Origin of the sequence: Faecalibacterium sp. An192, assembly GCF_002160175.1 — a bacterium.
Classification (GTDB): Bacteria; Bacillota; Clostridia; order Oscillospirales; family Ruminococcaceae; genus Faecalibacterium.
Genome location: NZ_NFKB01000022.1, coordinates 15280 through 38217, shown reverse-complemented (window position 1 = coordinate 38217; position 22938 = coordinate 15280). Strand labels below are relative to the sequence as shown.

Genomic DNA, 22938 nt, shown 5'->3' with positions numbered 1-22938 from the left:
GAGAGATAAACAACAATGGATAAAAAAGCGATTATCTCTGCCCGTGACGTGGAGATTCAGTTCAGCCTGCGCGGCCGGACGCTGAAGGCTATCCGCAAGTGCTCCCTGGACCTGTACGAAGGCGAGACCCTCGCCATCGTGGGCGAGAGCGGCTCGGGCAAATCGGTCTTTACCAAGACCTTTGTGGGCATGCTGGACGCCAACGGCAAGATCACCGGCGGCAGCATCATGTTTGAAGACCGCGATATGGCCAAGTTCACCGAAAAGGAATGGCTGAATATCCGCGGCAAGAAAATTTCGATGGTCATGCAGGACCCGATGACCAGCCTGAACCCGCTGAAGAAAATCGGCAAGCAGATTCAGGAGAGCATCGAGCTGCACCAGGGCCTGAAGGGCGAAGCCGCCAAGAAGGCCGCCATCGAGATGCTGGGCAAAGTCGGCATCCCCGACCCCGAGCGCCGGTACAATCAGTACCCCCATGAGTTTTCGGGCGGCATGCGGCAGCGCGTGGTCATCGCCATCGCCGCCGCCTGCAAGCCGCAGGTCCTGATCTGCGACGAGCCCACCACCGCGCTGGACGTGACGATTCAGGCGCAGATCCTGCAGCTGATCCGTGATCTGCAGAAGGATCTGGGCATGTCGGTCATCTATATCACCCATGACCTGGGCGTTGTGGCCAACGTGGCCGACCGTGTGGCCGTCATGTACGCCGGCCAGATTGTGGAGTACGGCACCGTGGAGGAGATCTTCTACGACGCATGGCACCCCTACACCTGGGCTCTGCTGCAGGCTCTGCCGCAGCTGGGCGTCAAGGGCGAGGCTCTGCCCACCATCGACGGCACCCCGCCGAACCTCTTCAACGAGATTCACGGCGATGCCTTCGCACCCCGGAACAAGAAGGCTCTGGCCATCGACTTTGTCAAGGAGCCTCCCTTCTTTGAGGTTTCGCCCACCCACGCCGCCAAGACCTGGTATCTGGATCCCCGGGCCCCCAAAGTGGAGCGTCCCCACTCGATCCAGAACCTGCGCAAGAAAATGATGGAGGACCACACCAATGGCTGAGAGAGAAAAGCTCATTGAGATCAAGGACCTCCAGATCTCCTTCGGCTCGGGGCGCAAGAAGTTCGTGGCCGTTGACCACGTCAACTTCGACATCTACAAGGGCGAGACCTTCTCCCTGGTGGGTGAGAGCGGCTCGGGCAAGACCACCATCGGTCGCGCCATCACCCGCATCAATCCCACTTCGGCCGGCGACATCCTGTTCAAGGGCCGCAAGATCAACGGCAAGATCCCCAAGGAGCTGGACCAGGAAGTCATCCGCAAATGCCAGATGATCTTCCAGGACCCCATGGCCTCGCTGAACGAGCGCGCCAAGGTGGAGTATATCATTGCCGAGGGCCTGCTGAACTTCCACCTGTACAAGGACCAGAATGACCTGCATGAAAAGGTCATGGCTGCCCTGCACGAGGTGGGCCTGCTGCCTGAGTTTGCATCCCGTTTCCCCCACGAGTTCTCGGGCGGCCAGCGCCAGCGCATCGGCATTGCCCGTGCTCTGATCATGGAGCCTGAGTTCATCGTGGCAGACGAACCCATCTCGGCGCTGGACGTGTCGATCCGTGCTCAGGTGCTCAACCTGCTGAACAACCTCAAGGCGTCCCGCGGGCTGACCTACCTGTTCATCGCCCACGACCTGTCGGTGGTCCGGTTCATCTCGGACCGCATCGCCGTCATCAGCAAGGGCCGTATCGTGGAGCTGGCCGAGACGGAAGAACTGTTCCGTCATCCGCTGCACCCCTACACCAAAGCCCTGTTGTCGGCTGTGCCCATCCCGGACCCCAGCCTGGAGAAGAAGAAAAAGCTGCTGGTGTATGATCCGTCGATTCACGACTACAGCACCGACAAGCCCGTTTGGCAGGAAATTGCCAATGGTCACTTCGTCTACGGCAACGAGAAGGAGCTGGAGGGTTACCGCAAGGAGTATGAAGCTACCCGCTGATTCCCCTGCCCCCTGAAAGCCTCATAAGCACAAAAAGACCCCGCGGCCTCCGGTATTCACCGGGAGCTGCGGGGTTTTTGCTGTGCTGCGGCGGGCGCCTCCCTCATGGGGGCCAATGGAGGCCCTACAGAGTTTTTTTGCGGGAGGGCATAAACTTTTTCCGGGGCCGGGGCAAAGAGCGCAGGACGCCCCCAGGAGGCGCTGTGCGAAGGCTTCCCTTCCCCTTGATACTTTCGTCTGCTGCAATGCAGGCTCTGCCTGGCAGGTTTTGACCCCGGGCGGTCCCCTGCCCTGCGGGCGGAACCTTCTCACCAAGCACAAAAGAGCCCCGCGGGCGGTGCGTCGCTGGACGCAGGCCTGCGGGGCTCTGTGCTGTATTTTATGCGGGGATGCGGGAGACTTTATCAGTTCCGGACGATCAGGCTCTTGCCGGTCATTTCCTTGGGCTGAGGAATGCCCATCAGCTCAAACATGGTGGGAACCAGATCGCTCAGGACGCCGCCCTCCCGGAGGGTGAAGTCGTTGCCGGCGCCGATCACCACACAGGGCACCGGGTTGGTGGTGTGGGCGGTGAAGGGGGTGCCGTCGGGGTTCTTCATCTTGTCGGCGTTGCCGTGGTCGGCGGTGAGGATGACCTTGCCGCCGGCGGCCAGAACTGCGTCGATGACCTTGCCTGCACACTGGTCCACGGCCTCCACAGCCTTGACAGCGGCATCAAAGACGCCGGTGTGGCCCACCATGTCGCAGTTGGCGAAGTTCAGGATGATGACGTCGTACTTGCCGCTCTCAATCCGCTTGACGCACTCCTCGGCAACCTCGGGGGCGCTCATCTCGGGCTTCAGGTCGTAGGTAGCCACCTTGGGACTGGGGATCACGCAGCGATCCTCGCCGGCAAAGGGCTCCTCGCGGCCGCCGTTGTAGAAGAAGGTGACGTGAGCGTACTTCTCGGTCTCGGCGATGCGCAGCTGGGTCATGCCCAGGTCGGAGATATACTGGCCCATGACGTTGGTCAGGTCCACGGGAGGATAAGCCACCTCGCAGTTGGGCATGGTGGCGTCGTACTCGGTCATGCAGACGTAGTGCACCGGGAACCGGCCATAGCGGCGCTCAAAGCCGTCGAAGGCGTCGTCCACAAAGATGCGGGTCATCTGGCGGGCACGGTCGGGGCGGAAGTTGATGAACACCACGGTGTCGCCCTCCGAGACGCGGCCGCCCTCGCAGGTGACGCAGGGCACCACAAACTCGTCGGTCACGCCGTTGGCGTAGCTGCGCTCGATGCATTCCTTCCAGCCGTTGGCCTTCTCGCCCTCGCCGTAGACGAAGGCAGCGTAGGCCTTCTCCTCGCGATCCCAGTTCTTGTCGCGGTCCATGGCGTAGTAGCGGCCGGTGACGGTGGCAATCTTGCCGATGCCCAGCTTGTCCAGCTCGTTCTGGACGTTCTGCAGGAAGCCCTCACCGTCGTGGGGGTCGGTGTCACGGCCGTCCATGATGGCGTGGACATAGACGTCCTTGGCGCCCATGGCCTTAGCCATCTCCAGCAGGCCGAACAGGTGCTCCTCGTGGCTGTGAACGCCGCCGGTGCCCATCAGGCCCATGAAGTGGATGGCCTTGCCGGCGTCGATGGCGGCCTTCATGTTGCGGACCAGGACGTCGTTCTTCTGCATCTCACCGTCACGGATGGACTTGGTGATGAGAGTCAGCTGCTGGTAGACGATGCGGCCGGCGCCAATGTTGGTGTGGCCCACCTCCGAGTTGCCCATCTGACCGTCGGGCAGGCCGACGCTCATGCCCGATGCGCCGATGGTGACGTTGGGGCAGGTGGCAAACAGGTGGTCGATATAGGGAGTCTTGGCGGCGACGATGGCGTTGCCATCCACTTCGTCCGGCACCCAGCCGAAGCCGTCAAGGATGCAGAGCATCATGGGTTTCTTTGCCATAGTTTTTTCTTCCTCAGTTTCTATTGATTTGTCCGGGGCTCAGCCCTTGGAAGCAGCGTTGACAATCACTGCAAAGTCGGCAGCCTTCAGGGAGGCGCCGCCGATCAGGCCGCCGTCCACGTTCTTCTTGCTGACCAGCTCCTCGCAGTTCTTGGCGTTCATGCTGCCGCCGTACTGGACGGTGGTAGCCTCAGCCACGGCCTCGCCGTACAGCTCGCCGATGACCTTGCGGATCTGGGCGCAGACCTCCTCGGCCTGGTCCGAGGTAGCGGTCTTGCCGGTGCCGATGGCCCAGACGGGCTCGTAGGCGATGACCACGTTAGCCATCTGCTCGGCGGTAACGTCACGCAGAGCGATCTTGGTCTGCATACGGACCAGCTCCTCGGTGACGCCCTCCTCGCGCTGCTGCAGGCTCTCGCCCACGCAGACGATGACCTTCAGGCCGGCGTTCAGAGCGGCCAGGGTGCGCTTGTTGACGGTCTGGTCGGTCTCTGCGAAGTACTGACGGCGCTCGCTGTGGCCCACGATGACGTACTCCACGCCCAGGTCCACCAGCATGTCGGCGCTGATCTCGCCGGTGAAGGCGCCCGACTTCTCAAAGTGGACGTTCTCGGCGCCCACGTGGATGTTGGTGCCCTTGGTCTTGGCCACGGCGGTCACCAGGTCGGTGAAGGGGGTGCAGATGACCACCTCGCAGGTGGCATCCTTGACGGCGGGGATCAGCTCGTCGATCAGCTGAGCAGCCTCGGTGGCGGTCTTGTTCATCTTCCAGTTGCCGGCAATGATAGCCTTGCGCTTTGCCTTATCCATAATCGTATTCTCCTTGTCTTTCCCAGGGTCGGCCTCCAAAAGCCGCCCAAAAATAAAAGGGCGCGGCGGCGTGTCGCCGCCGCACCCATCACATCTTTGTGAAAAGCGACTGCCTTATGCGTTCTGAATGACCGCGATGCCGGGCAGATCCTTGCCCTCCAGGTACTCCAGGGAGGCGCCGCCGCCGGTGGAGATGTGGGTCATCTTGTCGCCCAGGCCCATCTGCTGGACGGCTGCTGCGCTGTCGCCGCCGCCGATGACGGTGGTAGCCTCGCTCTCAGCCATAGCCTTGGCCACAGCCAGGGTGCCGGCTGCCAGGGTGGGGTTCTCGAACACGCCCATGGGGCCGTTCCAGACGACGGTCTTGGAGGACTTGACGGCGTCGGCGAAGAGCTTCATGGTCTCGGGGCCGATGTCGCAGCCTTCCATGTCGGAGGGCATGTTGGTGACCGGGAAGACAGCGGTCTCAACCGGTGCGTCAATGGGATCGGGGAAAGCCTTGACACAGACAGTGTCGATGGGCAGCAGCAGCTTGACGCCCTTGGCCTTGGCCTTCTCCATCATCTCCTTGCAGTAGTCGATCTTGGAGTCATCGCACAGGCTCTGGCCGATCTCGTAGCCCTGAGCCTTGATGAAGGTGTAAGCCATGCCGCCGCCGATGATCAGGGTATCCACCTTCTCCAGCAGGTTGGAGATGACGTTCAGCTTGTCGGCCACCTTGGCGCCGCCCAGAATGGCGGTGAAGGGACGGACAGGATCGTTCACGGCGTTGCCCAGGTAGCGGATCTCCTTCTCCATCAGGTAGCCAACAGCGGTATCCTTGATGTAGTCGGTGACGCCGGCGGTGGAGCAGTGTGCGCGATGGCAGCTGCCGAAGGCGTCGTCCACGTAAGCGTCAGCCAGGCTGGCCAGCTCCTCCGAGAAGGCGGCCACGTTCTTGGTCTCCTCCTTGCGGAAGCGGGTGTTCTGCAGCAGGACCACGTCGCCGTTGTTCATGGCAGCGACAGCGGCCTTGGCGTTCTCGCCCACGACGTTGTCGTCGTCAGCGAAGACAACTTCCTTGCCCAGCTTGGCGCTCAGAGCCTTGGCGACGGGGGCCAGGCTGAACTTGGCCTCGGGGCCGTTCTTGGGTTTGCCCAGGTGGCTGCACAGGATCACCTTTGCGCCATCGTTCACCAGCTTCTGGATGGTGGGCATGGCCGCATTGATGCGGTTCTCATTGGTGATGACGCCGTCCTTCATGGGGACGTTGAAATCGCAGCGGACAAGAACCTTCTTGCCGCAGTAATTCTGATCGTCGATGGTCTTCTTACCTAAACCCATTGTTCTAAACTCCTCTCAAATCCTTTTGTTTGCCTGAAGTGAGTTTTGTCATCGTCGGGTCTCCCCGTGGATAGTTCTATTATATACAATTCAGCGGCCCAAAGCAAGCAGTTCTTTGATAATTCATTGGCAAACATGCTCCAATGGAGCAAAAAATGCATTCTGGGTGCTTTTGGGAAAAACAGACTTGTCAAGAACGGAGCTCCGGGTCTATAATAGGCTCAAGCAGCCGGCTCCACATCCAGCGTGTCGGACGAACGACACACGCACCGCAAAACCGCGCGCTCAGCCTTACGGCCCTACCTCCTGCCGGGAATGTCCTGTCGGTGGCCGGCCTGTATGCGGATGCTGACCGGGCCGGCGGCGAAGCCGAATATTGACAGGCTGGCATACAAAGGAGGAACACTTGTATGGATAAACCCGTTCTGGTCGTACTGGCTGCCGGTATGGGCAGCCGCTACGGCGGCATGAAGCAGCTGGACCCGGTTGGTCCTTCCGGGCAGCTGATCATCGACTATTCGATTTTTGACGCCCGCCGGGCCGGCTTTGAGAAGGTCATCTTCATCATCCGGCAGGAATTCGAGGCGGATTTCCGCAAGGCCATCGGGGACCGTCTGTCCCGCCTGATGGAGGTGGAGTACGCCTACCAGTCCCTGGACGACCTGCCCGCCCCCTACACCGCCCCCGAGGGCCGCACCAAGCCCTTCGGCACCGGCCAGGCGGTGCTCAGCGCCCGGAACCTGATTCACGGACCCTTCGCCGTCATCAACTCGGACGACTACTACGGCCCCGAGGCCTTCCGCGTGATGTATGAGTACCTGTCCACCCACGCCGACACCCAGCAGTACCAGTACTGCATGGTGGGCTACCAGGTCAAGAACACCGTCACCAAGAACGGCAGCGTCTCCCGCGGCGTCTGCGTCGTGGGCAGCGACGGGATGCTGGAGAGCGTCACCGAGCGGACCAAGATCGTCCAGGACAAGGACGGCGTCATCCGGTACGCCGACGGGGACGGCTGGGTAGACCTGCCCGGCGACACCCTGGTGAGCATGGGCATCTGGGGCCTGACCGCCAGCTTCATGCAGGAGGCACAGGACCGGTTCTCCGGCTTCCTGGCCGAGAGCCTGCCCAAGGATCCCATGAAGTGCGAGTACTTCCTGCCCACCATCATCTCCGATCTGATCGGCGAGGGCAAAGCCCAGGTTCGGATGCTCCACAGCACCGACAAGTGGTACGGCGTCACCTATCGGGAGGATAAGCCCGGTGTCATGGCCGCTCTGGCCCGTCTGACTGAGGAGGGCCTCTACCCCGTTCAGTTCTAACCTTTCCACTCCATAAAAATACCGCGCATCCCTCACCGTCCGGCGGCGGGAGATGCGCGGTTTTCTTTTTGTCTTGTTCAGCCCTGGCGGGCGGCCAGAATTTCCTCACAGCTGAGGCCGTATTTGCGGGCGATGTCCTTGGCATAGCTGAGGCCGTCGGGGGTGGCGCGGATCACCCGGTAACTGCGGGTGCCGTCGGCGATGTTCTCCATCTGGGCCACCAGGTTGTCAATGCAGCCGGTGCGGCCGGGGGTGGCGTTGAAGCGGTCCACCTCCTGGGTCAGCTCATGGATATGGGTCACATAGACCCCGCCGCAGCCCATCACCGCAATGGCCGACAGCACTTCCCCGGCGATATAGCCGCCCTCCAGCAGGCTGGTGGAGCTGAAGCTCTCGTCCATCAGCAGCAGGTCCTCCTTTGTCAGCAGGTGGAGAATCTGGCTCATCCGGGCGCACTCGCTCTCCAGACGGCCCTTGCCGTAGTTGTCCTCATCCGAGGTGGGAAAGTGGGTGAAGATACACCGAACCGGGCTCATCACCGCCTCTTTGGCGGGGACCAGCAGGCCCAGCTGAAAGAGGGCCTGGGCCATCCCCACCGAGTAGCAGAAAATGGACTTGCCGCCGTGGTTGGGGCCGGTGACCAGATAAAAGCGGCCTTTGGCGTCGTAGCCAAAGTCGTTGGCCACCACCGTCCCCTTGTCCTCGCTGCGGAGGACCAGCATGGGGTTGTAGACGTCTTTCAGGTGGAGGGCTTTTTCCTCCATGGGGCGGATGGCGGGGCGGCAGAGGGCGCAGCCCTGGCTTTTCAGTTCCAGCAAAAAGCTGACCGCCGCCGACAGGAACCGGAAATCATCCAGCAGCCCGATGAAAAAGGCGGTTTCGTCCCGGAAATACTGGTCGATGACCGGCTCCCAGCTGCGGATGGTGCGGGCAAAAGCGGTGTCCAGCGCCCGGCAGACCGCCTGGTCCAGGGCGTGTTTTTCCTCCTCCCGGGCGGTCTTGGCCAGGTTGGCAAAGCCCGAGATGCAGACCATGGGGTCCTTTTTATCCCGGCCCAGCAGCTTGTCCAGGACGCTGCCCTGGCGGTATTTGTCGGTATTCAAAGCCAGCAGGCCCACGTCGGTGACCCGCAGGGTGCCGTCCAGGTTGATGCCCAGGGCGATGCTCTTGATATGGCCGATCTGGTATTCGGTCTGTTCCAGCTGGCGGGTCAGGGCCTGGTAGGAATCGCTGGTGCGCCGTTTTTCCACCTCCTGCCGCAGGGCGCTAAAGCCCTCGCTCTGGATGGGGGCCGACGCCAGGCGGCTGTGGAACAGTTCCACCAGTTCCAGGTAAATCTCCAGATACCGCACCGAGGCCAGGCTGCTCTCCACCGAGGAAGAGGAACTGTTCAGGACTTTGCGCATCTCGGCGGCGTCCCGCAGCATGGGCAGGGCGTCCCGGATCAAATCCCGCAGGTCCTGGCTGGCCACCAGGTCCGCCACCACGTCCAGCCGCCAGGCTAGGACGTCGGTGTCGGTGGTGTAGAACTGTTCCAGGCGCAGGTCGGGCAGGCCCCGCCAGCTCTCCCGCCGCACCGAGACCATCTGGTCAATCTGGAGGGTGTGGAAAAAGCTGGAATCGGGCAGCGCGGCCCCTCTGGCTGGCTTATACGGCGGATACAACAGGCGGAAACTCTCCCGCCCGGCGCCCTGCGGTCCCTCTGGCATACAATCGCCCCTTCCCTGGAAATGTGGAGATAATCTTATTAAACTCTTTTAACCAACAAATGTCCAGCCTGCGGGAAAAATAAAGTGCGCATCAGGGTGCTGATCGGCCCGGACGGATTGGCCGGATAGGGCCTGCGTTTTCCCCGGCTCCCGCCCAAAACAGCGGCACGGCAAACAAAAAAGGGGCCGCCAGCCCGAAAGCTGGCGGCCCCTGATAAGCCCTTTGGAGTACCCTCAGTACTTAGCAGTTCTCAGCGAAGTACTTGATGGTGCGGACCATCTGAGAGGTGTAGGAGTTCTCGTTGTCGTACCAAGACACGACCTGAACCTGATAGGTGTCGTCGTCGATCTTAGCGACCATGGTCTGGGTAGCGTCGAACAGAGAGCCGTAACGCATGCCGATGACGTCGGAAGAAACGATCTGGTCCTCGTTGTAGCCGAAGGACTCAGAAGCAGCAGCCTTCATAGCGGCGTTGATGGCTTCCTTGGTGACGTCCTTGCCCTTGACAACAGCCACCAGGATGGTGGTGGAGCCGGTGGGAACGGGCACACGCTGAGCAGAGCCGATCAGCTTGCCGTTCAGCTCGGGGATGACCAGGCCGATGGCCTTGGCAGCGCCGGTGCTGTTGGGAACGATGTTCTGAGCGCCAGCACGTGCACGGCGCAGATCGCCCTTGCGCTGGGGGCCGTCCAGGATCATCTGGTCGCCGGTGTAAGCATGAACGGTGGTCATGATGCCGGAGACAACGGGGAATGCCTTGTTCAGGGTGTCGGCCATGGGAGCCAGGCAGTTGGTGGTGCAGGAAGCAGCGGAGATGACCTTGTCCTCAGCGGTCAGGGTCTTCTCGTTGACGGAGTAGACAATGGTCTTCAGGTCGTTGCCGGCGGGAGCAGAGATGACGACCTTCTTAGCGCCAGCCTCGATGTGAGCCATGCTCTTATCCTTGCTGGTGTAGAAGCCGGTGCACTCCAGAACGACATCGACGTTCAGCTCGCCCCAGGGGCAATCCTTAGCGTCCTTAATGGCGTAGATCTTAATCTCCTTGCCATCGACAACGATGGAGTCCTCGGTGGAAGAAACGGTGTGCTTGTTCTCGCCGATCTTGCCGCAGAAGGAGCCCTGAGCGGTGTCGTACTTCAGCAGGTGAGCCAGCATCTTGGGGCTGGTCAGATCGTTGATAGCGACAACCTCGTAACCCTCAGCGTCGAACATCTGACGGAAAGCCAGGCGGCCAATGCGGCCAAAACCATTGATAGCAACTCTTACAGCCATTTTATATACCTCCTAAAATTTTTACCCTTTGAAATAGGATAAATCTCACGGTGTCTTTATTATAGACCAAAAACGCCAAACCTTCAAGTGCCCGACAAAGAAATAACAAGCGGTTTTTCGTTTTTATAGATTTTATATCATTTCACTCAAACGTTTTTAGTACTTTTGGCAAATCAGCCCGCCGTGTGGGAGCCTTTGCTGTGGGGAGACGGCGCGGCGCACAGCACCGCGCAGACGCCGCCCAAAAGGCCGATGGCGGCCAGAGCCCAGTCTCCCGGGCCGGCGGTCCACAGGACGCACCGGGGCAGCTGCCAGCACAGGCACAGGCAGAAAGCCAGCAGCCCATAGCCCCCCAGCGCCCGGCCGTCGGCCGCATCGGGCAGGCAGAGCGCCCGCAGCAAAGCCGCCAGGAACAGCAGAGCGGCCAGCTGCTGCCAGACCGCCGAGGTGGGGACGGTGCGGTGCCAGCTGGAGCCGTTGGTCATAAAGCTCAGGAGAATCTCCCACACAAAGAGCAGGCTGCCCGCCACGCCGAACCAGGCCGGAGGCGGATTTTTGCGGGGCGCGGCCAGCCAGCTCACCCCCAGATACCCCAGCCAGGCCCCGCAGGCCAGAGCCAGGACGCTTTCCACTGCCGCGGCCACACCGGCGGCTCCCAGCAGGCCGGCGATCCCCTGCCACAGGCAGAGGACAGCCCCCGCCAGAGCGGGCAGGGCGGCCAGAGGCTGGCGGCGGTTCAGGGGCGCCGGGCTGCCGCCGGCAAGCCGTCCCACCAGAAGGGCGGCCGCCGCGAACACAGCCAGCACCAGATACCGCTGCCACACGGCCCCCGCGGTCACCAGGCCGGTCTCGGGGTCGGTCCAGAGGGCAAGGTCCGCCCAGCGGATGCCGCAGAACACCGCCCCGGCGGCCAGGTATGCCATTACCTTTGCTTTCATCTTCGGTTAACGCTCCTCGAGGGGCTTATAGCGCTGACGCACCCCCAGATATTTATAGGCCGGACGGATGATCCGGTTGGCAAAGACCACTTCTTCGATGCGGTGTGCGCACCAGCCCGGCAGACGGGCGATGGCGAACAGCGGGGTGTACAGGTCCTCCGAGATGCCCAGCATCTGGTAGATCAGGCCGCTGAACAGGTCCACGTTGGCGCAGACCGGCTTGGAGCTGCCCTTCTCCTCGGCGAAGATGGCCGGGGCCAGGCGCTCAATGCTGCACAGCATATTGTACTCGGCCTCAAAGCCCTTTTCGTAGGCCAGATGGCGGGCGCGCTCCTTCAGGATCACCTCACGGGGATCGCTGATGGTATAGACGGCGTGGCCCATGCCGTAGATCAGGCCGCTGCCGTCGCCGGCCTGCTTGCGCAGGATGCGGCGCAGGTACTCGCGGACCTCATCGTCATCGTCGTAGTTTTCCACGTGGGCCAGGATATCTTTCAGCTGGCGGTTGACGGCCAGGTTGGCGCCGCCGTGCTTGGGGCCCTTCAGAGCGCCGATGCCCGCCGCAATGGCCGAATAGGTATCCGACCCGGAGGAGGACACCACGCGGGTGGCAAAGGTGGAGCAGTTGCCGCCGCCGTGGTCGGCGTGGAGCAGCAGACAGGTGTCCAGCAGCTTGGCTTCCTCGTGGGTGAACTTCTGGTCCGGGCGGTAGGTGCTGAGGATATGCTCCGCCGTGCAGTGGCCCGGCTGGGGCAGGTGGAAGAACATGCTCTGCTTATCGTAGAAGCGGCGCTTCATCTGGTAGGCGTTCACCATCATGGTGGGCATGCCGCCGATGAGGGCGATGCTCTGGTGCAGCAGGTTCTCCAGGCTCAGGTCCTCGGGGTTCTCGTCGTAGGAGTACATGCCCAGGACACACCGCTGCATTTTGTTCATGATGTTGGGCGAGGGGGCGTTCATGGTGTCCATGAAGCCCTCCGGCAGGTCGCGGTGTTCGGCCAGAATGTCGTGGAAGTTCTCCAGCTGCTTTTTGGTGGGCAGGCTGCCGAACAGCAGAAGCCAGATGACCTCCTCAAACACAAAGCGGTCGTTGCGGTAGGCTTCCTCCACGATTTCGTTGATGTTGACGCCGCGGTAAATCAGACGGCCAGGAATCGGGATGATGTGCCCTTCCTGATCCTTTTTGTAGCCCACAACGTCACAGACGTTGGTCAGGCCTGCCAGAACACCGGTGCCATCCGGGTTGCGCAGGCCGCGCTTGACGCCCAGCCGCTCGCTGGTCTCGGGGTCGATGTAGTTGTTGGCCAGATACTCCTCACAGAGGGTTTTCATGGCCTCGTGCTCTTTGGTTCCCGAATTTGTATTCATCATGACGAATCCCCTTCCCTTCTCCATACGGCCGCAGAGAGCACCCGCGGCCGGTATCGTTTGTTTTGCCTCTCTGGTGTGCAAAGATCCCCTTTCCACTAAAATGCGATGGATGTGCTTATGATATCGCTTTTGTTAAATAAATTCAAGTCAAAACGGTCCAAACCCGGCCCGAAATACGAAATATTTTAAGAATATTCGGATTTTATTCACATTTCGTCGCTGGGGCGCGCACAGATCCAGGCGCGTTTCGGCCTTTCCCGCGAGGGTTCGGTGGTATCCTGTACCCCAGAAAGGAGGCTTGTTCCGGCTTGAAAAAAGCGATTATCCTATTATGGGCCCTGCTGCTGGCGCTGGGCACGGCGCTGCCCCTGGCCAGCTATCTGGTGATGGAGCAGCTGCTGGGGGCTTCCGCCCCCGGTCTGGCGGACAGCGGGGCGGCCCCGGCGCCCCAGTCCCAGGAGCCGGGAGGCCTGGCGGGTCTGGCCGGCGCCGGCACGGAGGGCGACAACACCACCGTCCTGCTGCAGGACGAAAACAGCGGCCAGACCCTCACCCTGTCCATGCGGGACTATCTCATCGGGGCGGTGGCGTCCGAAATGCCGGTCAGCTGGCCGGACGAGGCCCTCAAGGCCCAGGCGGTGGCCTGCCACAGTTACATTCTCTACTGCCGGGACCACTGCGATGATCCCGACGGCCCCTGGCTGGCGGTGGACCCGGCCCGGCGTCAGGGCTGCCTGACCGACACGGTGCTGCGGAGCTACTGGGGCACCGCCTACGAGGCCAACTACGCCCGGCTGTCCGCCCTCATCGACCAGGTGGTGGGGCAGGTGCTGTACTACGACGGGGCCCCGGCAGGAGCCAGCTACTTCGCCATCTCCAACGGCATGACCGAGGCCAGCGAAAACGTCTGGGACACTGCCCTTCCCTATCTGACCGCGGTGGACAGCAGCACCGACCTGACCGCCCAGGACTATGAGGTGACGGTGACCCTGTCGGCCGAGCAGGTCAGCGGGGCGCTGGGGTCGGCCCTGGGGATTTCCACCGACGGCATCGACCCGTCGGCCTGGTTCGGCACCCCCAGCTACACCCCCTCAGGCTATGTGGACAGCCTGCCGGTCTGCGGCCAGATGGTGAAGGGCACCGCTCTGCGGTCGGCGCTGGGGCTGCGGAGCGCCTGTTTCACCATCCAGGCCCAGGGGGATGCATTTTCCATCACCACCCGGGGCTACGGCCACGGGGTGGGCCTGAGCCAATGGGGCGCCAAGGCCCTGGCCAAGCAGGGCAAGAGCTGGATCGAGATTCTGGCCCACTACTTTCCCGGCACCACCCTTGATCCTTAAACTTAGGATTAAACTTAGGATTCCCCTTTTTCAGGAACAAAACGGCCCCGGCGTTTCAAGACAGCGCCGGGGCCATGTCTTATTTCAGGAAAAACTCAGAACAGAGAGCCAAAGAGTCCGAACAGATCTTCCAGGCCCATCAGGCTGCCGCTGGAACTGTCGGCGGCGGGCTGTGCGGCAGGCTCCTCCTGGAGCATGGAGCCGTCAGGGTCCTGAACGGACCAATAGGAACCGCTGCTGGCGGCGGCATCCGACACCGTGAAGCTGCTGGTGAAGCAGAGGCTTGCGCCGGTGGTGTCCTCGGCAATCACCAGATAGGTGTAATTGCCGGCGGGCAGGATGCCGAAGGGAATCTGGCTGTCCACTTCCCGCACCGACCAGCTGCTCTCGGCGCCGGTCAGGTTGGCGGAGGCACTCAGGACGGTGTTGCCGGCGGCGTCCTCCACCAGGACGGCCACCTCCGCCAGGGTGCTGCCTGCGGTGGCGGTGACAGTGCCGTTCAGGCTCAGGCCCGAACCGGCGTGGACATTGACGGGATATGTGACCCCCACCAGCTGCAGTTCCCCGGTCTGGGGCGCGGCTGCGGCGGCGTTCTGATCCTCGGCGATGTACCAGTAGCAGGAGGCATCTGCCAGGGAGACCATGGCCTCCGAGAGGGGCACCCGGCCGGCCGAGATATTGCCGGCGGGGTCGGAGCAATAAAACACCCCGTTGGTGTAGTCGGTCAGCAGAACCGCGTGGGGCTCGGTCCGGTCATACAGGACGATTCCCTCGGGGTGTGCGGCCAGCAGATTGATGAGGGTCTGGGTTTTGACGGTGTTGTCCGAGGGAAGGGTGGCGTAAAGCACCTTCATGGACTTGTATGTAAAGCTGTGGGCCAGGCCATTGGACCAGGCAGCCGGACGAACCGAGTTCTCGGTCACATCCACCCAGTCGGACAGGCCGTCCAGGTAGGCCCGGCGGCGCAGCATCATGGCCGCCGCCGTCAGGGTGCAGGTTCCGCTTTGGCTTTGTTTCATGTAAAAGCCCGCGTCTACGTTCAGGTCGGCTGCCCATGCACCCGGCATACAGGTGACCAGCAGCACGACGGTCAACATCAGCGCCGCAATCCGGCGGCGCCATCTGCACTGTGTTTCCAAGTTTGCCTCATCCCTTCCGGTGAACTTTCTGTGATTAGTTTAACGCAGCTGTTACCGATTTGTAAATAGTTTGAGGACAAACTTTCACCGGATTTTCTCATTTGTCGAACGGCGTCGTGCAATTTTTATGCATCTTGTCCAAAATATAGGTCTTTTTCTCCACGCTGTGAAAAAGAGGCGTACTTTTTACCGCCCGCGGCGGGCCCGCTCCTTCTCTTTCACCTGGCGGATATGGGCCTGTTTCTGGAACCAGGACACCTGGGTATAGGGCTCCAGACGCCGGTACAGGTCCTCCACCTCCCGCCAGGACAGGGGTTTGCCGCGGCCCAGCTTCCGCAGGACCCGGGGCAGCTCCTCCACCCGGCAGACGGCAGTGTCATCCCGGTCCCACCGGACATCCGCCAGGCGGCACCGGCCCGAAAACACAATCACCGACCACAGGGGCACCTCCGGCCCCACCAGGCGGGACAAGGCCCGCATATGCCCTGCATTCTGCCAGATGGGGTTGTACAGGCTGTGCTTTTCGGTCTTGACCCGGCCCAGCCAGCCCCGGCCCGCATACACGGCGGCGGTCCACTGGGGCCGGTCCTCGTCGCCGTAGATCCGGCCGGTGTAGTTTTTGCTCTCGATGACGTAAATCCCTTTCCGGGTCAGGTAGATCATATCCACCTCGGTGGTGGCGTTCTCCCCCGCCGGCAGGTACAGATTGCGCAGGCACAGGCCCTTGACCCGGAACCAGCCTTTTTCGGCCAGGCGGGCCGCCACCTGATTTTCTCCTCTCTCCCCTTTCTCCCGGGCAAGGTCCGGCCCCAGCAAAGCCCGGAGACAAGCAAACCATTTCATAGACGTTGGTGAATCCTTTCTGTGTGGAAAATAAAAAAATCCGGGCTGCATCTCCTGCGAGATACAGCCCGGATTCTGGTCCCCCGAGGGAGGACAAATCCGAACGTTCAATCTGGTCAAAGGTGATCTGCTCTGCCCCTTCCTTATAGTTGAAGGTCACAAGCAGGTAGTCATCATACACCACCACGCTGTTGACAAAACTGTCAATCAGCCTCCTCCGACCCTCCAGGGTGTTGAGATCCACTTTGCGGAACTGGAGGATATAGAACTGTATCTGCTCTCTGGTGAACTGAGGCTTCCTGATTTCTTCCTTCACGATGCTCAGCTCCAGCTTTTCTTTGGTTTCTTCCATCTCATCCAGCCGACGCTTGACAGATGCATTGATAGCGCCGGCCTGGATAGCGTTCAGCAGGTTGTCGATCGCCTTTTCGGTATCTGCCAGCTGTCGGCGCAGGGCGGGCAGCTCACTGCTCTCCTGCCCCTGGACGGCCAGTGCCTGATCAGTAAAATACTCCACAAAGGCATCGTCCATGATATTCCGCATCACGGAAGAAACCACAGCGCGCTCCAGAGGCTCCTTTCGCACGCTTTTGTGTTTGGCATTGCAAGTCTTTTTCCGTTTGCTGTTGACACAGCGGTAATAATGGTAGACCTGGCCTTTGCTGGAACTTGTCCCGCATTCCCCCACCATCATTGCCTTGCAGGAACCACAAAAGAGTTTGGTGGTCAGCAGGTAATCGTCCTCGGCCTTGTGACGGGCCGGGGCCTTTTTGTTTTTCTGCATCTTGCTCTGCACCCGCTCGAACAAATCCGTCGGGACCAGAGCCGGAATACCATCCGGCACCACGATATCGCGGTATTTGTATTCACCGATATACTTCCGGTTGTGAAGAATCCCAGAGATAAAATTCATATCTGCCGGTTTCCCACGCACCGTTGTAACCCCCAGCCCGTTCAGATGGTCCACGATCTCTTTCATGGTGGAACCCGTGTCGTACATCTTAAAGATATCCAGCACAACAGGAGCTGTGATCGGATCAGGCTGGTAATGTTTGTCCGCGTCAATCTGGAAACCAAAGGTAGGTGTACCGCCATTATACTTGCACTTGAGTGCATTTTCGGTATGCCCGCGGATCACCTTTTCGGACAGTTCCGCAGAATAATATTCTGCCATACCTTCCAGCATGGACTCCAGGATGATGCCCTCCGGCCCATCAGCAATGTTTTCCTTTGCCGACACCACCCGCACGCCATTCTTTTTCAGAGCTGCCTTGTAATGGGCGCTGTCATAGCGATTGCGGGCAAAGCGGTCCAGCTTCCACACCACAACCACATCAAACAGCCCTTTGGCGCTGTCCTTAATCATCCGCTGGAAATCAGGGCGGTGATCCGTCTTGGCAGAAAAGGCGCGGTCGATATATTCCTTGACTACCACCATTCCGTTCTTTTTGCAGTATTCCATGCACTCCCGGAGCTGGCCTTCAATGGACTCTTCCCGTTGGTTGTCGGAGGAGTAGCGGGCATAGATTACAGCATTCATTCTGTCACCTCCTTTTCCTCATCTGCCTTTTCTGCAAACATCTGTAAGACAGATTCTTTCATGCGGTTGTAATAAGGCGACTTGGGGTCAAAGCACATCTCCACGAACTGCTCCATTTCGGCGCCATTTTTCCACACCTTCGGCTGATAGTGGTACAGCTTCCCCTGGGGCGCATCGCACCGGGCAAAGATGTAATCCATCGAGACATCAAAGAAGTCCGCGTACCTTCGGAACACTTCCACCGTTGGGGTTGACTGCCCGTTTTCGTATCGGTTGAGGCTGGACTGGGTGATCCCTAAAAGCTCCGCCAACTTTGCCTGGGACAGGGACAGGCTCTCCCGCAGTGTACGCAGCCGTTTGCCGACTTCTTTCAACGCCATCGCCTCCTTCCACGCCCATTATACCATATATCGAATTATTTTCAACTCATCATGTGACTTGTAGAATAAAAATATCACGCAGTATCTTCATAGGACTATCGAAAAGCCCTTCGCTTGTAAAAATAAAAGTTCCGTACTCTTCTCATTTCTGAATTACCCCTATCAAACTATAAAAATACCTGGAACACGTCCATTCATTGCAGGAAGCCCTTTCATGAACGTATTCCAGGATTTTGATTCATTCTATAAAATTTTCTCCAAAAGCATCTCTTTGGAATCTCTCATTTGCCTGCTCAGAACAGGGTGATCTGCGGGTGGAATGTCCGCCGCTCCACCACAAGGCGCGGCCCGGTCAGGGTAAAGCTGCCCTCCAGGCGGATATCGGCGGCGGAGGAGCCGACCATCACTTCACGTCTGCCGGGCTGGATGGCAAGCTGCATATCCGCCCCATGATAGGCCAGCTGGTGGCTGTCCAGTACCACCTGCACGGTGCGTTCTTCTCCGGGCTGCAGCGTCAGCCGCACAAAGGCCCCCAGCTGGCGCATGGGCCGCACCAGCGTGCCCTGGCAGTCATGCCAGTAGAGCTGCGCCACTTCGTCGCCGGCTGCTGCGCCGGTGTTCTTTACCTGAAAGCGAATTTGAATGTTCCCGCCGCAGGGCGTCTCCGGCGTCACCTGCAGGCTGCTGTAGGCAAAGCTGGTATAGGACAACCCATGGCCAAAGGGATACAGGGGCTGGTTGCTGGGCCGGTCCAGGTATTCCGCCATGGCGGTTCTGCTTTCAAACAGGGGCTGCAAATCGTGGCGCAGCGGGATCTGGCCGGCATGGCGCAGCACCGTCACCGGCATTTTGCCGCCGGGATTCACCTTTCCCAGAAGGACGTTCACGATGGCCTGCCCACCCTGTTCCCCGGGCAGCCAGCCATACAGCACGGCGGCACTGTGGGCGTCCTCCTCTGTCAGCGCCAGGGGTCGCCCATCCACCAGGACGGTCACCACCGGTTTGCCGACTGCAAACAGTGCCCGAAGCAAAGCCCGCTGCGGCTCTTCCAGGCCAATGTTGGCGTTGTCCTTGTTTTCACCGCAGGTGGCATCTGCCGAGCGCATGCTCTCCCGGCCTCCCACAACGGCTACCACCACATCCGCCTGCCGGGCCGCCGCCACGGCTGCCTCGATGCCGCCCTCCAGCGGGCGCTTGATCTCACAACCGGGCGCATACAGGACATGGTCCTTTTCCACCGCCTCTTTCAGGGCCTGGCGCACCGTCTTGCAGCCGGGATAGAAACGGTCCATAAATTCCTCCTGGCCGTGGTAGACTTTATAACTGTCCTGCCGGGCAAAGTTCTCTTTGACAATGGCCAGAATCTGCTCTTCCTGGGCGGGTGTGGGCGCATCCTCCCAGACAATGCCCTTTTCCCGCAGTTCCTCCCGGCGCTGGGTGGTATAGATGGACAGCATCATCCGGCGGAACTGGTCAAACTCACTGCGGTTGAAATCCAGGCTGGTGGCGTTTACCGTTCCCACGCTGGAATAGCCCCCAAAAAAGACCACCTTCGCATCCGCAGAAGGCCCTACCAGCGCAATCCTGCATCCGTCGGACAGGGGCAGAATCCCATCGTTTTTGGCCAGGACCATGCTTTTCTCAGCGCTGGTTCGGGACAGCTGCTGCACCGCCGGGTCGGCGGTGAGGGCTGCAAAGTCCCCCTGGGGGGCGCTGTTCTCAAACAGGCCCAGGGTAAATTTGAGGGTCAGCACCCGGCGCACCGCCTGGTCCACTGCCGATTCTTTCACCAGCCCTTCCTCCACAGCCTGAACCAGGTGGGAGAAGCAGGTCCCGCTGGGCTGATCCACATCCATGCCGGCCTGCAGAGCCTGGACTGCGGCGTCCATTTCCGACACAGCCGTCCCAAACCAGTTGCAGGTGCGCTCGATACTGCCGTAGTCCGAGACCACCGGTCCGGCAAAGCCCAGCTTGTCCCGCAGGATTTCGGTGAGCAGATGATAGGAGGTGACCACAGGCTCCCCGTTCAGGGTGCCGTAGCAATTCATGACCGCCATCACGCCGCCTTCCTGGATGGCGGCTTCAAAGGGCAGGCAGTATTCATCCAGCAGGGTGCGCTCGGAGCAATCCGCCTGGCCGCCGTTTCGTCCGCCCAGCGCGTTGCCGTAAGCCAGGAAGTGCTTGGCCGTGGCCATGACTTCCTGCCGGCCCTGCAGACCCTGGATGAAAGCAGTGGCCATCCGGGCTGTCAGCAGCGGCGCTTCGCCGTAGGTTTCCCCCACCCGGCCCCAGCGGGGGTCGCGCCCCAAATCCAGCAGCGGGGAATGGGCCCCATAGATACCGTAGCTTTTGAGCTGTGCCCGCACAGCGCTGCCGATGTCCCGGGCCAGATCGGGCTGCCAGGTGGCTGCCATCCCCAGGGACTGGGGAAAAGTTGTGGCCCCGGGGATCTGCGCCCCTGCAATGGCCTCACTGTGGGCCAGAACCGGGATGCCCCAGCGGGTGTGTTCCCGCAGATAGGCCTGGACCTGCTGCAAGGTATCCACATCCTGCTGCTGGTCGCCGCTGAGGGCGGAATTCAGATAGCTGACGGTGCCCATCCCGTAGCGGAGCAGCTTGTCCAGCGCGGCGTCATCCAGCGGATGGGGCAGGGTGCAGCAGCACAGCTGTGCCACCTTCTCCCGAAGATTCATCCGGGCGATCAGGTCTTCCGCTCTTTGGGGGACGGTCAGGTTGGGGTTGCGATAATCCATGGTTCTTTCCTCCTTACCATTTTTGTATTCTTTTCAGCAAAAGGATACCATAGGGCGCGCCGACCGATAAATCTACAAGTTTTTTGCATAGAACGCCGGTACCCTGCCACAAAAAAGGAATAGCCAGCCAAAAAAATGCAGGGTTCAAAAACCGCCCCCGCCGCCAAATCCAACGAAGTGCAGATGGAAAGCCCCCCGCCGCAGGACTATACTGGTGGCAGCAACGCAAGACCCCCATCTTGCAGAGGAGAACGACAATCAAAGCGGGAGGAAAACAAGATGACTCTACCAAAAATGCTGCACAAAAAAGACCAGCCGGCCGCTGCGCTGGCCATGCCGCAAAAACCATTCCGGGAACGGCTGGTGAACGACCTGAAGTCCAACTGGATTCTTTACCTGATGGCCCTGCCGGCCCTGATCTACTTTGTGGTGTACTGCTACGCCCCCATGGCCGGCCTGTACATTGCCTTTTCGGACTACAAAATCACCGGGAGCCTCTTCTCAGGAAAATTTGTCGGCCTTGAATATTTCATTGACTTTTTCAACAGCTACTACTTTGGCCGACTGATCCGCAACACCCTGGTTCTGAGCCTGGAGACCCTGATCTTCGGCTTCCCCATTCCCATCATCTTCGCTCTTGTCCTCAATGAGGTCCGCAGCCGCGGCTTCAAAAAGCTGGCCCAGACCGTCACCTACATGCCCCACTTCATCAGCATTGTGGTCATCTGCGGCCTCGTGGTGGACTTTGTCAGCCTGGACGGCCTGTTCAACACCATCATCCAGGCCTTTGGCGGGGAACCCATCGCCTTCCTGTCCGACCCGGCCTGGTTCCGGCCCATCTATGTGGCCTCCGAAATCTGGCAGAATTTCGGCTGGGACAGCGTGGTCTTCCTGGCAGCCCTTTCTTCCATCGACCTCCAGCAGTTTGAGGCCGCCAAACTGGACGGCGCTTCCCGCTGGCAAACCATCTGGCACATCTCTCTGCCCAGCATCCTGCCCACCATCGTCACCATCCTTCTGATGCGGCTGGGCCATGTGATGAGCATCGGCTTTGAAAAGGTCTTCAACCTCTACAGCCCTGCCACCTATGAGACCGCCGATATCATTGCAACCTTTGTCTACCGCCAGGGCGTGCTGGGTGCCAACTACAGTTCGGCAGCTGCCATCGGCCTGTTCAACAGCGTCATCAATCTGATCATCGTTTTTATCATGAACAAGGTCAGCCGCAAACTGGCCGAAACCAGCCTGTGGTAAACCATCTGCAAAAAGGAGGAAGTCCTATATGGCCCGCACCAAGAACAAAATCAAATCCACCACCGAAGACCGCGTTTTTGACGGCGTGTCCTTTGTGGTCATTGCAATTCTGATTTTCGTCTGCTTTTATCCCATCTGGTATGTCTTCTGTGCCTCGTTCACCAACCCCACCATCGTGGCGGGGTCAGGCGGCATCCTGCTGTTCCCCCAGGACATCACCCTGGACGCCTACAAGCGGGTGTTCGCCGACGCTGAAATTTGGCGCGGTTTGCTGAACACCATTTTCTATACCGTCGTGGGCACCGCACTCAATGTGATCCTCACAGCCATGCTGGCCTACACCCTGTCCCGCAAAAACCTGCTGTTCAAAAAGCCGCTCACCGTCTTTGTCACCTTTACCATGTTCTTCAACGGCGGCATGATCCCCACCTATCTGGTGATCCGGGACCTGGGCCTGCTGGACAGCCGCGTTGCCGTCCTGCTGCCCGGCCTGGTATCGGTGTTCAACTTCATCAACATGCGCACCCACTTTGAATCCCTGCCGGCCGAGCTGGAAGAATCCGCCAAGCTGGATGGCGCCAACCACTGGACCATCTTCACCCGGGTGATCCTGCCCATCAGCGGCGCAACCATGGCCGTGATGGTCCTGTTCTACGGCGTGGCCCACTGGAACAGCTGGTTCCGCGAGATGCTGTATCTGCCCAACAGCCGCGATCTGTGGCCCCTGGCCCTGATCACCCGTGAAATCATCCTTTCCAGCTCCAACGCCGCCATGTCGGACGGCGCCGTCATGACCCAGGAAATGGCCGACGCCATCAAGTATGCCACCATCATCGTCACCACCCTGCCGATCCTGTGCCTGTATCCCTTCCTGCAAAAGTATTTTGCCAAGGGTGTGACCGTCGGCGCCGTCAAGGGTTGACCCCGCTCCGATCCCTGTGAATCAAAGCCGCCGCAGGCAACTGCGGCGGCTTTTCGCGCCCCTGGATCTTTGACGAATGCCGCAAGAT

Annotated in this window: 18 protein-coding genes; 6 read left to right on the top strand and 12 right to left on the bottom strand. The window is 60.3% G+C overall.

The window, feature by feature from the left end; genetic code table 11:
* Window positions 1-15: 15 nt before the first annotated feature.
* Both B5F27_RS08335 and B5F27_RS08330 read left to right on the top strand, forming a co-directional pair.
* A complete protein-coding gene (locus B5F27_RS08335; protein WP_087245432.1) occupies window positions 16-1062 on the top strand; it encodes an ABC transporter ATP-binding protein in 1047 nt (348 codons plus the stop codon).
* A complete protein-coding gene (locus B5F27_RS08330) occupies window positions 1055-1996 on the top strand; it encodes an ATP-binding cassette domain-containing protein (protein WP_087245429.1) in 942 nt (313 codons plus the stop codon). The genes B5F27_RS08335 and B5F27_RS08330 overlap by 8 nt, the downstream gene beginning before the upstream one ends.
* Before the next feature lie 404 nt (window positions 1997-2400).
* On the opposite strand, the gene gpmI is transcribed toward B5F27_RS08330, so the two are convergent.
* From gpmI to B5F27_RS08315, 3 genes are all read right to left on the bottom strand, one after another.
* Window positions 2401-3933: a 2,3-bisphosphoglycerate-independent phosphoglycerate mutase gene (gene gpmI / locus B5F27_RS08325; protein ID WP_087366401.1), complete on the bottom strand. Its 1533-nt coding sequence runs from the start codon at window positions 3931-3933 to the stop codon at window positions 2401-2403.
* A 39-nt stretch (window positions 3934-3972) separates the two neighbouring features.
* The gene (gene tpiA, locus B5F27_RS08320) at window positions 3973-4743 is read right to left on the bottom strand and encodes a triose-phosphate isomerase (protein ID WP_087245425.1); all 771 of its coding nucleotides are present in this window, start codon (window positions 4741-4743) and stop codon (window positions 3973-3975) included.
* A gap of 114 nt (window positions 4744-4857) precedes the next feature.
* Entirely contained in the window at window positions 4858-6066 is a 1209-nt protein-coding gene (locus B5F27_RS08315) for a phosphoglycerate kinase (protein WP_087245423.1), read from the bottom strand.
* 410 nt (window positions 6067-6476) lie between these two features.
* On the opposite strand from B5F27_RS08315, the gene B5F27_RS08310 reads away from it, so the two are divergent.
* Window positions 6477-7388, top strand: a complete 912-nt coding sequence (locus B5F27_RS08310; RefSeq protein ID WP_087366398.1) for a sugar phosphate nucleotidyltransferase — start codon at window positions 6477-6479, stop codon at window positions 7386-7388.
* A 77-nt stretch (window positions 7389-7465) separates the two neighbouring features.
* On the opposite strand, the gene B5F27_RS08305 is transcribed toward B5F27_RS08310, so the two are convergent.
* The 4 genes from B5F27_RS08305 to B5F27_RS08290 form a co-directional block, all read right to left on the bottom strand.
* Window positions 7466-9097 (bottom strand): hypothetical protein, encoded by a 1632-nt coding sequence (locus tag B5F27_RS08305; RefSeq protein ID WP_087366396.1) that lies wholly within the window; start codon window positions 9095-9097, stop codon window positions 7466-7468.
* 241 nt (window positions 9098-9338) lie between these two features.
* Window positions 9339-10370: a type I glyceraldehyde-3-phosphate dehydrogenase gene (gene gap, locus B5F27_RS08300; RefSeq protein WP_087245417.1), complete on the bottom strand. Its 1032-nt coding sequence runs from the start codon at window positions 10368-10370 to the stop codon at window positions 9339-9341.
* 173 nt (window positions 10371-10543) lie between these two features.
* Entirely contained in the window at window positions 10544-11308 is a 765-nt protein-coding gene (locus tag B5F27_RS08295) for a hypothetical protein (RefSeq protein WP_087366392.1), read from the bottom strand.
* Between the two features lie 6 nt (window positions 11309-11314).
* Entirely contained in the window at window positions 11315-12679 is a 1365-nt protein-coding gene (locus B5F27_RS08290) for a citrate synthase (RefSeq protein WP_087245413.1), read from the bottom strand.
* A 308-nt stretch (window positions 12680-12987) separates the two neighbouring features.
* Here B5F27_RS08290 and B5F27_RS08285 point away from each other — a divergent pair, with 308 nt between their 5' ends.
* Window positions 12988-14019: a SpoIID/LytB domain-containing protein gene (locus B5F27_RS08285; protein ID WP_087366389.1), complete on the top strand. Its 1032-nt coding sequence runs from the start codon at window positions 12988-12990 to the stop codon at window positions 14017-14019.
* A gap of 95 nt (window positions 14020-14114) precedes the next feature.
* Here the strand turns inward: B5F27_RS08285 and B5F27_RS08280 are convergent, their stop codons facing one another.
* The 5 genes from B5F27_RS08280 to B5F27_RS08260 form a co-directional block, all read right to left on the bottom strand.
* Window positions 14115-15158, bottom strand: coding sequence for a hypothetical protein (locus B5F27_RS08280; RefSeq protein ID WP_144066501.1), 1044 nt, complete (start codon window positions 15156-15158; stop codon window positions 14115-14117).
* A gap of 186 nt (window positions 15159-15344) precedes the next feature.
* On the bottom strand, window positions 15345-15590 hold the full coding sequence (locus tag B5F27_RS17195) for a hypothetical protein (RefSeq protein ID WP_242962132.1): 246 nt from the start codon (window positions 15588-15590) through the stop codon (window positions 15345-15347).
* Window positions 15535-17541 (bottom strand): recombinase family protein, encoded by a 2007-nt coding sequence (locus B5F27_RS08270; RefSeq protein ID WP_242962131.1) that lies wholly within the window; start codon window positions 17539-17541, stop codon window positions 15535-15537. Before B5F27_RS08270 ends, B5F27_RS17195 begins: the two co-directional genes overlap by 56 nt.
* On the bottom strand, window positions 17538-17915 hold the full coding sequence (locus tag B5F27_RS08265) for a helix-turn-helix transcriptional regulator (protein ID WP_087366440.1): 378 nt from the start codon (window positions 17913-17915) through the stop codon (window positions 17538-17540). The genes B5F27_RS08270 and B5F27_RS08265 overlap by 4 nt, the downstream gene beginning before the upstream one ends.
* 299 nt (window positions 17916-18214) lie before the next feature.
* Window positions 18215-20674, bottom strand: a complete 2460-nt coding sequence (locus tag B5F27_RS08260) for a glycoside hydrolase family 3 N-terminal domain-containing protein (RefSeq protein WP_087366383.1) — start codon at window positions 20672-20674, stop codon at window positions 18215-18217.
* Window positions 20675-20953: 279 nt separating this feature from the next.
* On the opposite strand from B5F27_RS08260, the gene B5F27_RS08255 reads away from it, so the two are divergent.
* Both B5F27_RS08255 and B5F27_RS08250 read left to right on the top strand, forming a co-directional pair.
* The gene (locus B5F27_RS08255) at window positions 20954-21928 is read left to right on the top strand and encodes an ABC transporter permease subunit (protein ID WP_242956899.1); all 975 of its coding nucleotides are present in this window, start codon (window positions 20954-20956) and stop codon (window positions 21926-21928) included.
* A 28-nt stretch (window positions 21929-21956) separates the two neighbouring features.
* The gene (locus tag B5F27_RS08250; protein ID WP_087366377.1) at window positions 21957-22850 is read left to right on the top strand and encodes a carbohydrate ABC transporter permease; all 894 of its coding nucleotides are present in this window, start codon (window positions 21957-21959) and stop codon (window positions 22848-22850) included.
* The last annotated feature ends 88 nt before the right edge of the window (window positions 22851-22938 follow it).

Excerpts from the sequence above, each read along its gene's own strand:
- B5F27_RS08330 (WP_087245429.1), top strand. The coding sequence starts at position 1,055 with ATGGCTGAGAGAGAAAAGCTCATTGAGATCAAGGACCTCCAGATCTCC.
- B5F27_RS08310 (WP_087366398.1), top strand. The coding sequence starts at position 6,477 with ATGGATAAACCCGTTCTGGTCGTACTGGCTGCCGGTATGGGCAGCCGC.
- B5F27_RS08270 (WP_242962131.1), bottom strand. The coding sequence starts at position 17,541 with ATGAATGCTGTAATCTATGCCCGCTACTCCTCCGACAACCAACGGGAA.
- B5F27_RS08250 (WP_087366377.1), top strand. The coding sequence starts at position 21,957 with ATGGCCCGCACCAAGAACAAAATCAAATCCACCACCGAAGACCGCGTT.
- gap (WP_087245417.1), bottom strand. The coding sequence starts at position 10,370 with ATGGCTGTAAGAGTTGCTATCAATGGTTTTGGCCGCATTGGCCGCCTG.
- B5F27_RS08260 (WP_087366383.1), bottom strand. The coding sequence starts at position 20,674 with ATGGATTATCGCAACCCCAACCTGACCGTCCCCCAAAGAGCGGAAGAC.
- B5F27_RS08315 (WP_087245423.1), bottom strand. The coding sequence starts at position 6,066 with ATGGGTTTAGGTAAGAAGACCATCGACGATCAGAATTACTGCGGCAAG.
- gpmI (WP_087366401.1), bottom strand. The coding sequence starts at position 3,933 with ATGGCAAAGAAACCCATGATGCTCTGCATCCTTGACGGCTTCGGCTGG.
- B5F27_RS08335 (WP_087245432.1), top strand. The coding sequence starts at position 16 with ATGGATAAAAAAGCGATTATCTCTGCCCGTGACGTGGAGATTCAGTTC.
- B5F27_RS08295 (WP_087366392.1), bottom strand. The coding sequence starts at position 11,308 with ATGAAAGCAAAGGTAATGGCATACCTGGCCGCCGGGGCGGTGTTCTGC.
- B5F27_RS08255 (WP_242956899.1), top strand. The coding sequence starts at position 20,954 with ATGACTCTACCAAAAATGCTGCACAAAAAAGACCAGCCGGCCGCTGCG.
- B5F27_RS08290 (WP_087245413.1), bottom strand. The coding sequence starts at position 12,679 with ATGATGAATACAAATTCGGGAACCAAAGAGCACGAGGCCATGAAAACC.
- B5F27_RS08305 (WP_087366396.1), bottom strand. The coding sequence starts at position 9,097 with ATGCCAGAGGGACCGCAGGGCGCCGGGCGGGAGAGTTTCCGCCTGTTG.
- tpiA (WP_087245425.1), bottom strand. The coding sequence starts at position 4,743 with ATGGATAAGGCAAAGCGCAAGGCTATCATTGCCGGCAACTGGAAGATG.